This is a genomic window from Streptomyces gobitricini (assembly GCF_039532985.1).
GTDB lineage: Bacteria > Actinomycetota > Actinomycetes > Streptomycetales > Streptomycetaceae > Streptomyces > Streptomyces gobitricini.
In genome coordinates this window covers 123,748-136,734 of record NZ_BAAASR010000021.1, presented here as the reverse complement: position 1 = coordinate 136,734, position 12,987 = coordinate 123,748, and the positions used below count along the sequence as shown (strand labels likewise).

Annotated in this window: 10 protein-coding genes; 4 read left to right on the top strand and 6 right to left on the bottom strand. The window is 72.3% G+C overall.

All coding sequences use genetic code 11. The features are described 5' to 3' along the window. Window positions 1-35: 35 nt before the first annotated feature. Window positions 36-2,180 carry a CocE/NonD family hydrolase gene (locus tag ABD347_RS20015; protein WP_344363196.1) on the bottom strand — a complete coding sequence of 715 codons (2,145 nt, stop codon included), beginning with the start codon at window positions 2,178-2,180 and terminating at the stop codon, window positions 36-38. A gap of 213 nt (window positions 2,181-2,393) precedes the next feature. On the opposite strand from ABD347_RS20015, the gene ABD347_RS20010 reads away from it, so the two are divergent. Both ABD347_RS20010 and ABD347_RS20005 read left to right on the top strand, forming a co-directional pair. Next, window positions 2,394-3,404: a polyprenyl synthetase family protein gene (locus tag ABD347_RS20010; protein ID WP_344363193.1), complete on the top strand. Its 1,011-nt coding sequence runs from the start codon at window positions 2,394-2,396 to the stop codon at window positions 3,402-3,404. Between the two features lie 122 nt (window positions 3,405-3,526). After that, complete coding sequence (locus ABD347_RS20005) at window positions 3,527-4,714, top strand: LolA family protein (RefSeq protein WP_344363190.1); 1,188 nt, start codon at window positions 3,527-3,529, stop codon at window positions 4,712-4,714. Between the two features lie 188 nt (window positions 4,715-4,902). Here ABD347_RS20005 and ABD347_RS20000 read toward each other — a convergent pair whose 3' ends face one another. Together ABD347_RS20000 and ABD347_RS19995 are read right to left on the bottom strand one after the other, a co-directional pair. Then, window positions 4,903-6,276: a M28 family metallopeptidase gene (locus ABD347_RS20000; RefSeq protein ID WP_344363188.1), complete on the bottom strand. Its 1,374-nt coding sequence runs from the start codon at window positions 6,274-6,276 to the stop codon at window positions 4,903-4,905. Between the two features lie 508 nt (window positions 6,277-6,784). Continuing rightward, window positions 6,785-7,237 carry a VOC family protein gene (locus ABD347_RS19995; protein WP_344363185.1) on the bottom strand — a complete coding sequence of 151 codons (453 nt, stop codon included), beginning with the start codon at window positions 7,235-7,237 and terminating at the stop codon, window positions 6,785-6,787. Window positions 7,238-7,279: 42 nt separating this feature from the next. Between ABD347_RS19995 and ABD347_RS19990 the strand changes: the two genes are divergently transcribed. Next, window positions 7,280-7,891: a CGNR zinc finger domain-containing protein gene (locus ABD347_RS19990; RefSeq protein WP_344363432.1), complete on the top strand. Its 612-nt coding sequence runs from the start codon at window positions 7,280-7,282 to the stop codon at window positions 7,889-7,891. Next, window positions 7,876-8,268 carry an SRPBCC domain-containing protein gene (locus tag ABD347_RS19985; RefSeq protein WP_344363183.1) on the top strand — a complete coding sequence of 131 codons (393 nt, stop codon included), beginning with the start codon at window positions 7,876-7,878 and terminating at the stop codon, window positions 8,266-8,268. The genes ABD347_RS19990 and ABD347_RS19985 overlap by 16 nt, the downstream gene beginning before the upstream one ends. Here ABD347_RS19985 and rarD read toward each other — a convergent pair. The 3 genes from rarD to ABD347_RS19970 all read right to left on the bottom strand — a co-directional run bounded on the left by rarD (window position 8,265) and on the right by ABD347_RS19970 (window position 12,718). Further along, window positions 8,265-9,308: an EamA family transporter RarD gene (gene rarD / locus ABD347_RS19980; protein WP_425575708.1), complete on the bottom strand. Its 1,044-nt coding sequence runs from the start codon at window positions 9,306-9,308 to the stop codon at window positions 8,265-8,267. The two genes, ABD347_RS19985 and rarD, sit on opposite strands and share 4 nt — an antisense overlap. A gap of 397 nt (window positions 9,309-9,705) precedes the next feature. Further along, the gene (locus tag ABD347_RS19975) at window positions 9,706-10,755 is read right to left on the bottom strand and encodes a 2-oxoacid:ferredoxin oxidoreductase subunit beta (RefSeq protein WP_344363181.1); all 1,050 of its coding nucleotides are present in this window, start codon (window positions 10,753-10,755) and stop codon (window positions 9,706-9,708) included. After that, window positions 10,748-12,718 (bottom strand): 2-oxoacid:acceptor oxidoreductase subunit alpha, encoded by a 1,971-nt coding sequence (locus ABD347_RS19970; RefSeq protein ID WP_344363179.1) that lies wholly within the window; start codon window positions 12,716-12,718, stop codon window positions 10,748-10,750. The genes ABD347_RS19975 and ABD347_RS19970 overlap by 8 nt, the downstream gene beginning before the upstream one ends. Window positions 12,719-12,987 lie beyond the last annotated feature (269 nt).

Sequence of the window (12,987 nt, the reverse complement as noted above, 5' to 3'; positions counted from 1 at the left end):
GCCTCGCTTTCCACGTGTGTGGGGGACACGTTAGATCAGCCCGGCTCGCGGGCGACGCGCTTCTCCCAGGTGTGATGGAAGAGGACCTCGGTGCCCTCCGTGCAGATCACCTCGTCGGTGGTGAGGAAGTGCGTGGCGTCGCAGGTGATCTCGGAGCGGGTGTCGACGGTGACGTTCCAGGGGATGTCGGGGCGGTGCAGCCGGATCCTCCACTCGGAGCGGGCGCGGGCGGAGAGGGGGTCCCGTTCGGTGATGACGCGGGTCTCCACGGTGTCCTCGGTGATCTCCAGGCCGTCCGGATAGGCGCGCGCGCCGTCCTGGCGGGGGTTCTCCTCCAGGCGCCATTCGCCCTTGGCGACGTCCCGGACGATCAGGCGCGCGGGGCGGCGGGTTTCGGTGTCGTCCAGGGCGGTGGGGACGGTGACGCCGAGGGGCTCGGCCTGTTCCGGCTCCTCGAAGGCGACGGCGTCGGTGGTCGGGCGGCGGACGGGGAGCCGCAGGGAGCAGGCCGCGGGGTCGAGGGTGAACCCGGCGGCCCGCGGACCGGGCCAGACCCAGGGCCAGTACGCGGAGGAGACCGCGAGCCGGACCCGGTGGCCGGGCGCGAAGGCGTGACCGGTGCCGTCCAGTTCGAAGACGTGCTCCGCCGGGCCGCCGGGCCGGTCGGACAGGCTGAGCGCGCCCCGGGTGACGAGGGCGGACGAGCCGTCCGGCGCGACGTCGCAGAGGCGGGCGACGACGTGCCCGGTGGGGGCCTCCACGCCCAGGGTGAGGGAGACGCGGGGCCGGCCGAGGATCTCGACGGGCGCGCCGTCCGGGGGGACCGGGAAGTCGAAGCAGGCGGAGTGGGCGTCCTCGGCGCGCTGGTCGGGCGGCAGGTCGGCGACGTCACCGCAGGGGACGAAGCGGCCCGCGTCCAGGCCGGTGTGCTGCGGGGAGCGGACGAGGACGGGCGGGCCCTGGAGGGCGTACGTGATCGGCGTGACGTTCGGGGAAGGCCAGGCGCCGTCGCCGACCCAGCGGCCGTGGACCTCCGGCTCCGCCGGGACGTGCGGCTGCGGGAGGGGCCCGGGCTGGGTGCCGGGGTGGGGCTGGGTGCCGGGCGCGGGGTGGGCGCCGGCCGAGGGGCGCGGCCCGCCCATCCAGGACCGGAGGAGCGGCTCGGACATGGCTCCGGTCGGTTCGTCCCTCAGGTGGTGGTCCCACCAGCGCAGCGTCTCCTGGAGGAAGCCGATCGCCGTGCCGGCCGGCCCCTCCCGGTCCGGGTACCGGTGCGTCCAGGGCCCGATGATCCCCCGGACCCGGTCGTCCGGCAGGTGCTCGACCAGCCGCAGCACCGTGTCGCGGTACGGGTCGTGCCAGCCGCCCACCGCGAGGACGGCCGCCCGGATGTTGTCGTACCGGAGGGCGCCGTAGCCGTCATGCGCGTCGCGGTGGGACTCGGGGGCGTCGTCGTGGGGGTCGGGGGCGTCGCGGTGCGGGTCCTGGGCGTCGTCGCGGTGGTGGGGGGCGCCGTCCCGCCCGTGGTCGTCGCCGCTCCGGTGGGCGAGCAGGGTGTGCGCGGGCGGTTCCAGCGCTTCGAGGCGCTCCAGCCACATGTCGCGCCAGGCGTCCCCGACGTACAGCGGGTCAGGCGGGCGCGCGGCGAAGGCGAGCAGCCGGGCCGCCCGGGCGTGCGCCCCGGCGCCGGGGCCGGAGCCGCCCAGGCGGGTGACGTCGGCGCCGTACCGCTCGTCGGGAGAGGCGACGGCGACGACCGCCCGGAGGGGTCCGGGGGCCAGGGCGGCGGCCCGCAGCGCGGTGGTGCCGCCCCGGCCGATGCCGAACACGCCCACGCGGCCGGCGCACCAGGGCCGGGAGGCGAGCCACTCGATCACCTCGACGAGATCGGCGGCTTCCGCCTCGGAGCGCACGGCGCCGGGCAGCCCCTCACTGTTGCCGTGACCGCGTGCGTCCACCCGTACCGAGGCGTAGCCGTGGCCCGCGTACCAGGGGTGGCGCTGCCGGTCACGGGGCGCGGTCCAGTCGGTCAGCCGGTACGGGTCGTACTCGACGAGGACCGGGACGGGCTCGTCGGTGAGGGGGCGCCAGACGCGGGCGTAGAGCCTCGTGCCGTCCGTGAGGGGGATGCGGACGTCCTCGTGGTCCGTTTCGTACGGGAAGGAGGTGCGGATCTTCATGGGCCTCGGGACCCGTCTCGTCGATGTTCCTGGGGTTTCCTCGGCAGCGTGGGGCAAAGGGAGCGCTCCCGGTCATATGAGCTGTTCTTGAACATACCGGGGGAGGGCGGAAGGCGCCCACGGTGATCGAAAGGGGACCGGATACGCTGACTTGAGTGAATCCAGCGACACATCGACAATCCGTGTGATCGTCACCAGACAGGAGACCCCCTCGTGACCGCAGTCGGGCCGTTCGGGCTGAGCGTGCGGGACCAGGCTCTTGAGGCCGATGTCCAGACCGGATTGGCGGCCGTCGAGGCAGGACTCCTCGATGCCACCAAGAGTGACGTGCCGTTCATCACGGAGGCCGCACAGCACCTGGTACGGGCCGGGGGGAAGCGCTTCCGTCCGCTGCTGGTGATGCTCGCCGCCCAGTTCGGCGACCCCCACGCGCCGGGCGTCGTGCCCTCCGCCGTCGTCGTCGAGCTCACGCACCTCGCGACCCTCTACCACGACGACGTGATGGACGAGGCGGACGTACGCCGTGGGGTGGACAGCGCCAACGCCCGCTGGGGCAACTCGGTGGCCGTCCTGACGGGTGACTTTCTCTTCGCCCGCGCCTCGCACATCCTGGCGGACCTCGGACCCGAAGCCGTACGCGTCCAGGCGGAGGCCTTCGAACGCCTGGTCACCGGGCAGATCCTCGAAACGGCCGGCCCGCGCGACGGGCGCGACCCGATCGAGCACTACCTGGACGTCATCGCGGGCAAGACCGGCTCGCTGATCGCCGTGTCGGGCCGCTTCGGCGCCATGATGTCGGGTGCCGACGAGCACGTCGTGGACATCCTCACGCAGTACGGCGAGCGGCTCGGCGTCGCCTTCCAGCTCGCCGACGACGTCCTGGACATCGCCTCCGACTCCCACGAGTCGGGCAAGACGCCGGGCACCGACCTGCGGGAGGGCATCCCCACGCTGCCGGTGCTGCGCCTGCGGGCACAGGCGGCCTCGGGTGGCGGGGCGGAGGACCTGGAGCTGGTCGCGCTGCTGGACGGCGACCTGACGGACGACGCCCGGCACGCGGAGGCCCTGCGGCGGCTGCGCGTCCACCCGGCGCTGGAGCAGGCGCGGCGGGACACCGTCCGGTACGCCCAGGAGGCGCGGGCGACGCTGGGGCCGCTGCGGGACTGCTACGCGAAGGCCGCGCTGGAGGAGCTGTGCGACCTGGTGGTGCACCGCGCGGGGTAGCCGTCTCGGGGTTCCTGTCATCCCTGAGCAGTACGGAAGTTGAGCCTGCGGGCTGACGCCCCGGGGGCGCCGCCTTGGTCAGATGGATACAGAAGGATCGCTGACCACGGAGGTAGGCACACATGGCACCGAACGACAGCGCCGGACGCCGCAGGACGGCGCGGTACGCGGTTCCGGTCGCGGTGGCGGGGGTGGCGGCGGCGACGATCGGGCTCGTCCCGGCGCTCGCGGCATCCGGGGACCCCGAACTGCCGGAGATCACGGCACAGCAACTGGTGGAGAGGATCGCCGCGTCGGACGTGCAGCAGCTGTCCGGCACGGTGAAGGTGACGACGGACCTGGGGCTGCCGTCGCTGGCCGGCCTCGGGGGCGACCTCGGGGGCGGCGGCGCGGGGGGCGGTGAGGGCCTCGGCAAGCTGATGGAGCTGGCCTCGGGCACGCACACCCTGCGCGTGGCGGCGGACGGCCCGGACAAACAGCGGCTGACCGTCGTGGACGACGCCTCCGCCGAGTACAGCCTGGTGCGCAACGGCGCCGACGTGTGGGCGTACGACGGCGCCTCCAAGGAGGCGGTGCACTCGACCGGGGCGGGACCGGCGGCCGGGGACGACACCGAGCCCGGGCTGCCGGCCGGCCCGGCCACCCCGAAGGCCCTCGTGGACGAGGCGCTGAAGGCCGTCGACGCCACGACGTCCGTGACGGTCGACGGAACGGCGCGCATCGCCGGACGCGACGCGTACCAGCTGGTGATCAAGCCGAAGCAGAGCGGTTCGACGGTCGGCTCGATCAAGGTCGCGGTGGACGCGGGCAACGGCGTGCCGCTGAAGTTCACCCTCACCCCGAGCGGCGGCGGCAAGGCCGCGATCGACGCGGGGTTCACGAAGGTGGACTTCGCCAGGCCGGCCGCGTCGACGTTCGACTTCACCCCGCCCAAGGGCGCGAAGGTGATCGAGGAGCCGGCTCCGGGAGAGGAGCACGCCGCTCCCGAGGCGACCCCGAAGGGCGCCCCCAAGGGTGCTCCGGAAGGGCCCGCGGGTCACGAGGACCTGAACGTCATCGGCGAGGGCTGGACCTCCATCGCCCGGCTGTCCGGCCCGGCCGGAGGTGTCCCGTCCGACCTGCCGGAGGACGCCCCGGCGGAGGCGCAGCGGTTCCTGGACGCGCTCGGCGACAAGGTGACCGGGAAGTTCGGCTCCGGCACGGTGTTCAAGACCCGTCTGGTCAACGCCCTGATGACCGACGACGGCAAGGTCTACGTGGGCGCCGTCACCCCCGAGGCGCTGGTCGACGCGGCGAACGGCGACAAGTAGCGGCCGGTGCCCGGGCGGTGGGCGCGCGGGCGCTTGGGTGCTTGGACACGCCCGGGTGCTTGGGGGCGCCCCGCTCGGAGCGGCTCTGCCGGTCTCCGAGCGGGGCGCCGGTTCACGGCGGACGTGCGGTTGGTGCGGCGGCGCGGTCGGTGCGGGAGGCGTGCCGCCGGCCGCCGGGGCGCCGGTTGTCAGAACGTGAGGCGGAACGCGTTGATGTATCCCGTGTCCTGGGCCGCCACGTCCTGGACGCGCAGCCTCCATGCTCCGTTCGCCGCCTCGCTCGACGCGTCGACCGTGTAGGTGGTCTGGACGTTGTCGGCCGAGTCGTTGCCGCTGGAGTTCTTCAGGCGGTACGCCGTGCCGTCGGGTGCGAGAAGGTCCACGACCAGGTCGCCGCGCCACGTGTGGATGATGTCGACGCCCACCTTCAGCGCGGCCGGCGCGTTGCCGGTGCGACCGGAGACGGTGACCGTGGAGGTCACGGCCGTGCCGTTGTCCGGGATCGCCACGTCGGCGGTGTTCTCGAACGTGTCGCCGGTCGGGGGTTCGGTCGTACCGGCCGACAGCGTCCAGATGGCGTGCGCGACCGCGTCGCTGTTCCGGTCGAGGGCGGTGTCGTTGATGTTGGACGTGGTGTCGCACGAGGAGTGGTAGCAGCGGTCGAAGGCCTGGCCGGCCGTGCCGCCCCACTTCTGCGCCTGGGCGCTGGTCTTCGTACGGCTCGCGCCGGTGAACAGGCCGCCGACCGGGATGCCGACGTTCTTGAACGAGGCGTGGTCGGAGCGGCCGTCGCCCTCCGTCTCGATCTCGGTCGGGACGCCGAGGCCCGCGAAGTAGTCCTTGAAGGTCTTCTCGATGGCCGGGTCGTCGTCGTAGACGAAGTAGCCGGGGTTCGGCGAGCCGATCATGTCGAAGTTCAGGTACCCGGACACCTTGGCGCGCTCGGTGGCGGGAAGGTTGTTGACGTAGTACTTCGAGCCGACCAGGCCGAGCTCCTCCGCGCCCCACCACCCGAAGCGCAGGTGCTTGGCGGGCTTGAGCTGGGCGCGGGAGACGGCGAGCGCGGTCTCCAGTACGGCGGCCGAGCCGGACCCGTTGTCGTTGATGCCGGCGCCGGAGGAGACGGAGTCGAGGTGGGCGCCGGCCATGATCACCCGGTTGGTGTCGCCGCCGGGCCAGTCGGCGATCAGGTTGTAGCCGGTGGTGCCGTTGTACGTGAACTGCTGGACGGTGGTGATGAACCCGGCGGCGTCGAGCTTGGCCTTCACGTAGTCGATCGACGCCTTGTAACCGGGCCTGCCGTGGGCGCGGTTGCCGCCGTTGCTGCCGGCTATGGACTGGAACTGGGTGAGGTGCCCCTTGACGTTGGCGAGGGGGATGTCGGGTGCGGCGAGCGCCGCCGCGGTGGTGGGCGAGGCGGCTGCCGGTGCGGCGGTGGCGGCGGCGGTGGATGCGGTGGCTGCCGGTGCGGCGGTGCCCAGGAGGCCGGCCAGGGCGAGCGCGGCGGTCACGGCGGTCGTGGCGGTGCGTCTGGGTATGCGGTGGTGCGCGGAGAGTTTCATGTGGGGGCTCCGGATTCCGTACGGGGATGGGACGGAACGTGCGAGACGCCCCGCGGCCTTGCTGGCGCGGGGCGTTGGAGCTGATCGAGCCGGTGGAGCTACTGCTGCGACGTGCGTGCTGAATGTTCAGCGAGAGTTTGACTCAGCGTCAAGGGCGTAAACCGGTCACGAGTGTTCGGATATCGGAAGAATCCCGGTATGGAGTGGTCGCGGAACGAACACCGCCGTGCGGCTTTTCGGCCATGACCGCCCTTGCGGGGTTGCGGCGGGGGTGCCGCCCGCATGCGTCAGCACGAGCACGGGCGCGAGCACGGACGTGAGCACGGGCGCGAGCGCGGGCCGGGGAGTTGCCCGGCATCCGGGGGCGTGCTGCTCTGTGCCCGCGCTACTGGTCGCGGACCGTCCGGGCGGGGGCGTCCCGCGGCGGGGCCGCCGCGCCGCCGAGGGGATACGCGCCCGCCGAGGGGCTGCCGCGGCCCCGTAAGGGCGCGGCACGTCCGTTCCGTCGCTACTGCACGCAGAACTCGTTGCCCTCCGGGTCCGCCATGAGGGTCCATTCGCCGCCCGGCTCCTTGACGTGGCGCAGCACGGACGCGCCGCGCGCCTCCAGGCGGACCACCTCCGCGTCGCGCCGGCCCGGCGGGGCGTGCAGGTCGAGGTGGAGACGGTTCTTCCCCGTCTTCGGCTCGGGCACCCGCTGGAAGAGCAGCCGCCTACCGAGCCCGATGCCCGTCTCCTCCTGATACGGATCGTCCGGATGCCGGACGGCGACCAGATCGCGCCACGCGCGACGGCCGTGCGCCTCGACGGTCTCGGCCTCCGTCACGTATCCGAGGCCGATCAACCGGTCGATCTGGGCGCTGTTGTCCTCGACCAGGTATCCCAGGGCCTCGGCCCAGAAGTCGGCCTGGGCGTGCGGGTCGGCCGCGTCGATCACGAGTTTCCAGTGGAGCGTGGTCATGTAACCAGTTATATTGGTTATGTGAGTGAGTGCGCAACGGGCATGATCCTGAATCCGCCGGATGGCGGCTCCTTCCGTTTCGACCCCGGCGCGCTCTGCCTGGAGCTGCTGCTCACCGGCGGGCCCGGCCCGCTCGCCCGGTTCGAGGTGCTCGACACCCCCGCCGGCCTGCTCGACTGGGTCGCGGCCAGCCGCCTGGAGCCGCCGGGCCTCCGGCTGCCGCCGGTGGACGAGGGCGACCTCGCCGCCGTACGGGAGGTGCGCGACGCCCTGCTCGGGCTCACCGCCGCCCGGGCACACGGCCGCCCTCTCGCGGCCGCCGGCCTGGCCGTGGTGAACGCGGCCGCGGCCGTACCGCCGCTGGCCGTGCGCATGACGGCCACGGGGCAGCGGGAGTGGGCGCCCGGCGCGAGTGTGGCCGGGTTGCTGTCGACGGTCGCCCGCGACGCGATCGACCTGTTCACGGGCCCGCACGCGGCGGCGGGCCGGATCCGCGAGTGCGCGAGCCACGACTGCTACCTGCTCTTCGTCGACACCTCCCGCCCCGGCCGGCGCCGCTGGTGCGCGATGGAGCGGTGCGGCAACCGCCACAAGGTGCGCGCGCATCGCGCCCGTACCCGGAGCGAAGGAGAGGAACCATGCCCACAGGACTGACCCGCGACGCGGGCTGGGAGATCGGCGTGTCGAAGACCCTGCCGCTGCCCGCCGACGCCGTCTGGGACTTCATCGCCGGCCCGCGAGGTGTCGCGCTGTGGCTGGGCGGCGTGCGGGGCGGGCTGCCCACGGAGAAGGGGGCGGCGTACGAGACGGTCGACGGCGTCACCGGCGAAGTGCGCGGCTACCGGCCCGGCGACCGCGTACGCCTCACCTACGGCGGGACGACGCTCCAGGTCGCCGTCTCGGCGGCCGGCCCCGCAAAGGCGGTCCTCCGCTTCCACCAGGAGCGCCTCGCGAGCGCGGACGAGCGTGAGCGGCGCCGCACGCACTGGCAGGACGTCATGCGCCGGGTGGTGGCGGAACTGGTGCCCTAGACCTTCGGGGCGTCCGCACGCGGCTGGTCCAGCGGGCCGTCCGCCGCCGCCGGGGTCGCCGCCGCGGTCGCCGCCGACAGCCGCAGCGCCGCCGCCTCCGCCCTCGTACGCCGCGACGTCCGCAGCGCGTCCACCGTCAGGATCGTCAGGGCCAGCCAGACGAGGGAGAAGCCCGCCCACCGCTCCGGCGGCATCGCCTCGTGGAAGTAGACGACGCCGAGCAGGAACTGGAACACCGGCGCGAGGTACTGCAGCAGCCCCATCGTCGACAGCGGCACCCGGATCGCCGCCGCGCCGAAGCAGACCAGCGGCACCGCGGTGACCACGCCCGTCGCGGCGAGCAGCGCCGCGTGCCCCGCCCCCTCCGTACCGAAGTGGGCCGAGCCCACCGAGCCCAGCCACACCAGATACGCCAGCGCCGGCAGGAACTGGACGGCGGTCTCCGCCGCCAGCGACTCCAGGCCCCCGATGTTGACCTTCTTCTTCACCAGGCCGTAGACCGCGAAGGAGAAGGCGAGGATCAGTGAGATCCACGGCGGCCGGCCGTATCCCACCGCCAGGACCACCACCGCCGCGAACCCGGTGCCTACGGCCGCCCACTGCGCCGGCCGGAGCCGTTCCTTCAGCAGGAGGACGCCCATGGCGATGGTGACCAGCGGGTTGATGAAGTAGCCGAGCGAGGCCTCCACCACCTGGCCGGCGTTCACGGCCCAGATGTACAGGCCCCAGTTGACGGTGATCACGGTCGCGGCGAGCGCGATCAGGCCGAGCTTGCGGGGCTGTCCCAGCAACTCGCGTATCCAGCCCCAGCGGCGCAGCGCGAGGAGCGCGACGCCGACGACGGCCAGGGACCAGACCATGCGGTGGGCCAGGATCTCAACCGCCCCGGCCGGCTTCAACAGCGGCCAGAACAACGGCACGAGGCCCCACATGCCGTAGGCGCTCACGCCGTAGAGGAACCCCGCCCGCTGCTCGCCGCCGCTCTTCGCCGCCACCGGCCGCCGCCCTTCCGCGCCCTGTCCCGCACACGCCCTGGACATGCCCTGAACATGTCCTGCGGACGAAGGTAACGCCGTGCGGGCCGGCCTGTCATGCCCGTACCGCGATACGGTCATGACGCCTGCGTCACAGTCGGCCGGGCGCCCGCGCCACCGCGTCGGCGACGACGCCGAGTCCCTCGTCCGCGGGAAGACGCTCGCCCAGACGCTCCGTGCCCGTCGCGGGACGCGCTCCTCCGCCGCGACGCCGGCCCCGTCGTCCCGCCACGCGCCCGACCGCTCGCTCACCGTGCCCGGGAGGGAGACCGCCGGGCGGGTGTACGCGCCGGCGCGATGGACCGAACGCCACGTCGGCGGTGTCCGGCGGGCACGGACGCCTACGACGAGGCCCGGGCCTCCTCAGGGAGACCCGGGCCTTCGCAGCCGTGCGCGCCGGACGTCAGCCGACGACCGTCCAGGTGTCGTTGCCCGCGAGCAGCGCGGCGAGGTCGCCCTTGCCGTTCTGCTCGACGGCCGCGTCGAGCTGGTCGGCCATCTGCGTGTCGTAGACGGGACGCCGGACCGCGCGGAACACGCCGATGGGCGTGTGGTGCAACGTGTCCGGGTCCGCGAGCCGGGACAGGGCGAACGCCGTGGTCGGGCTCGCGCCGTGCGCGTCGTGGACGATGACCTGGCTCTCGTTCTCGGGCGTGACCGTCACGACCTTCAGGTCGCCGGTGGCCGCGTCCCGCACGACACCCTTGCGGCTGTCCGGGCCGAAGCGGACAGGCTGCCCGTGCTCCAGCCGGATCACCGCCTCTTCGGCCTTCTCCTTGTCCTTCAGCGCGTCGAAGGCCCCGTCGTTGAAGATGTTGCAGTTCTGGTAGATCTCCACCAGCGCCGTGCCGGGGTGGTCGGCCGCCTGCCGCAGGACCTCCGTGAGGTGCTTGCGGTCGGAGTCGACGGTCCGCGCCACGAAGGACGCCTCCGCGCCGATGGCGAGGGACACCGGGTTGAACGGCGCGTCGAGCGAGCCCATCGGTGTCGACTTGGTGACCTTGCCGACCTCCGAGGTCGGTGAGTACTGCCCCTTGGTCAGGCCGTAGATCCGGTTGTTGAACAGAAGGATCTTGAGGTTGACGTTGCGCCGCAGGGCATGGATGAGGTGGTTGCCGCCGATGGACAGCGCGTCCCCGTCACCGGTGACGACCCAGACGGACAGGTCGGTGCGGGAGGAGGCCAGGCCGGTCGCGATCGCGGGCGCCCGGCCGTGGATCGAGTGCATCCCGTACGTGTTCATGTAGTACGGGAACCGGGACGAGCAGCCGATACCCGAGACGAAGACGATGTTCTCCTTCGCCAGACCGAGCTCGGGCATGAAGCCCTGCACGGCGGCGAGGATGGCGTAGTCACCGCAACCGGGGCACCAGCGCACTTCCTGATCGGACTTGAAGTCCTTCATGGACTGCTTGGCCTCGGCCTTGGGGACCAGCTTCAGCGCCTCAGTCATGGATGGCCTCCTTGAGAGCCGTGGCGAGCTGCTCCGCCTTGAACGGCATCCCGTTCACCTGGTTGTAGCTGTGCGCGGCGACCAGATATTTCGCCCTGATGAGAGTGGCGAGCTGGCCCAGGTTCATCTCCGGCACGACGACCTTGTCGTACCGCTTCAGCACAACCCCGAGGTTCTTCGGGAAGGGGTTGAGGTGGCGCAGGTGGGCCTGGGCGATGGACTCGCCCGCGGCGCGCAGCCGTCGCACGGCGGCCGTGATCGGCCCGTACGTCGAGCCCCATCCCAGCACCAGGGTGCGGGCCGCGGAACCCGGGTCGTCGATCTCCAGGTCGGGGACGTCGATGCCGTCGACCTTGGCCTGACGGGTGCGGACCATGAAGTCGTGGTTGGCCGGGTCGTACGAGATGTTGCCCGTGCCGTCCTGCTTCTCGATGCCGCCGATGCGGTGCTCCAGCCCCGGTGTACCGGGCAGTGCCCACGGCCTGGCCAGCGTCTCGGGGTCGCGCTTGTACGGCCAGAACACCTCGGTGCCGTCGTCCAGGGTGTGGTTGGGGCCGGTGGCGAACCGGACACCCAGGTCGGGCAGCTCGTCGAGGTCCGGGACGCGCCACGGCTCCGAGCCGTTGGCCAGATAGCCGTCGGAGAGCAGGAACACCGGGGTGCGGTAGGTCAGCGCGATCCGCGCCGCCTCCAGCGTCGCGTCGAAGCAGTCCGCCGGAGTCCTCGGCGCCACGACCGGCACCGGCGCCTCGCCGTTGCGCCCGTACATCGCCTGGAGCAGATCCGCCTGCTCGGTCTTGGTCGGCAGGCCGGTGGACGGGCCGCCGCGCTGGATGTCGACGATCAGCAGCGGCAGCTCCAGCGAGACCGCGAGACCGATCGTCTCGGACTTCAGAGCCACACCGGGGCCGGACGTGGTCGTGACGGCCAGGGACCCACCGAAGGCCGCGCCCAGGGCGGCGCCGATACCGGCGATCTCGTCCTCGGCCTGGAAGGTCCGCACACCGAAGTTCTTGTGCTTGGACAGCTCGTGCAGGATGTCGGACGCCGGAGTGATCGGGTATGAGCCCAGGTACAGCGGCAGGTCCGCCTGCCGGGACGCGGCGATCAGACCGTAGGCGAGGGCCAGGTTCCCGGAGATGTTGCGGTAGGTGCCGGCGGGGAACGCCTTGGTGGCGGGGGCGACCTCGTACGAGACGGCGAAGTCCTCGGTCGTCTCGCCGAAGTTCCACCCCGCCCGGAACGCCGCCACGTTGGCCTCGGCGATCTCCGGCTTCCTGGCGAACTTCTGCCGCAGGAACCTCTCCGTGCCCTCGGTCGGCCGGTGGTACATCCAGCTGAGCAGCCCGAGCGCGAACATGTTCTTGGAACGCTCGGCCTCCTTGCGGGGCAGGCCGAAGTCCTTGAGCGCCTCGATCGTCAGCGTCGTCAGGGGCACCGGGTGCACCCGGTAGCCGTCCAGCGAGCCGTCCTCCAGCGGGGACGTCTCATAGCCGACCTTCGCCATGGCCCGCTTGGCGAACTCGTCGGTGTTGACGATGATCTCGCTGCCGCGAGGCACGTCCCCGATGTTCGCCTTCAGCGCGGCGGGGTTCATGGCCACCAGCACGTTCGGCGCGTCGCCCGGCGTGAGGATGTCATGGTCGGCGAAGTGCAGCTGGAACGACGAGACACCCGGCAGGGTGCCGGCGGGCGCCCGGATCTCAGCGGGGAAGTTCGGCAGCGTCGACAGGTCGTTCCCGAACGACGCCGTCTCCGACGTGAAACGGTCGCCCGTCAGCTGCATACCGTCGCCCGAGTCACCCGCGAAACGAATGATCACCCGGTCCAGACGGCGTACTTCCTTCTCCGCACCCTGCTGGCCGGGGCCGTCGCGCTGTTCCCCGACGACAGCCTCGCCGGCCGTGTGGGTCCCACCGGACCCGTCGGCCCGATCGGCTGGGCTACTGACCTGGCTGGTCACTGAACTGGACCTCCCTCGAGACAAGGGGCCTCCCCGCCGTCGGCGGGGGAACGCTCGGGAGACAGCCGGCCCACCGGCCGTCCCAAGGCCCACCCTACGTCCGTAAGGGGCGCCCTCCCTGGATCGCTCACATGATGGACGCCTCTCCGAAGCGTCCGCACACCGTGGATCATCATGCTTTGTCTCCCCCCGCGCCGTTCGGTAACGACGCTCCAGACTCAGTCTTCGGTTCCGGTCCGTGCGGCAGGTGCCGCGGCGTGCGGCGCCCG

Coding starts and splice junctions, on each gene's coding strand:
- ABD347_RS20015 (WP_344363196.1), bottom strand. CDS start 2,180: ATGAAGATCCGCACCTCCTTCCCGTACGAAACGGACCACGAGGACGTC.
- ABD347_RS20005 (WP_344363190.1), top strand. CDS start 3,527: ATGGCACCGAACGACAGCGCCGGACGCCGCAGGACGGCGCGGTACGCG.
- ABD347_RS20000 (WP_344363188.1), bottom strand. CDS start 6,276: ATGAAACTCTCCGCGCACCACCGCATACCCAGACGCACCGCCACGACC.
- ABD347_RS19995 (WP_344363185.1), bottom strand. CDS start 7,237: ATGACCACGCTCCACTGGAAACTCGTGATCGACGCGGCCGACCCGCAC.
- ABD347_RS19990 (WP_344363432.1), top strand. CDS start 7,280: ATGATCCTGAATCCGCCGGATGGCGGCTCCTTCCGTTTCGACCCCGGC.
- ABD347_RS19985 (WP_344363183.1), top strand. CDS start 7,876: ATGCCCACAGGACTGACCCGCGACGCGGGCTGGGAGATCGGCGTGTCG.
- rarD (WP_425575708.1), bottom strand. CDS start 9,308: ATGTCCAGGGCGTGTGCGGGACAGGGCGCGGAAGGGCGGCGGCCGGTG.
- ABD347_RS19975 (WP_344363181.1), bottom strand. CDS start 10,755: ATGACTGAGGCGCTGAAGCTGGTCCCCAAGGCCGAGGCCAAGCAGTCC.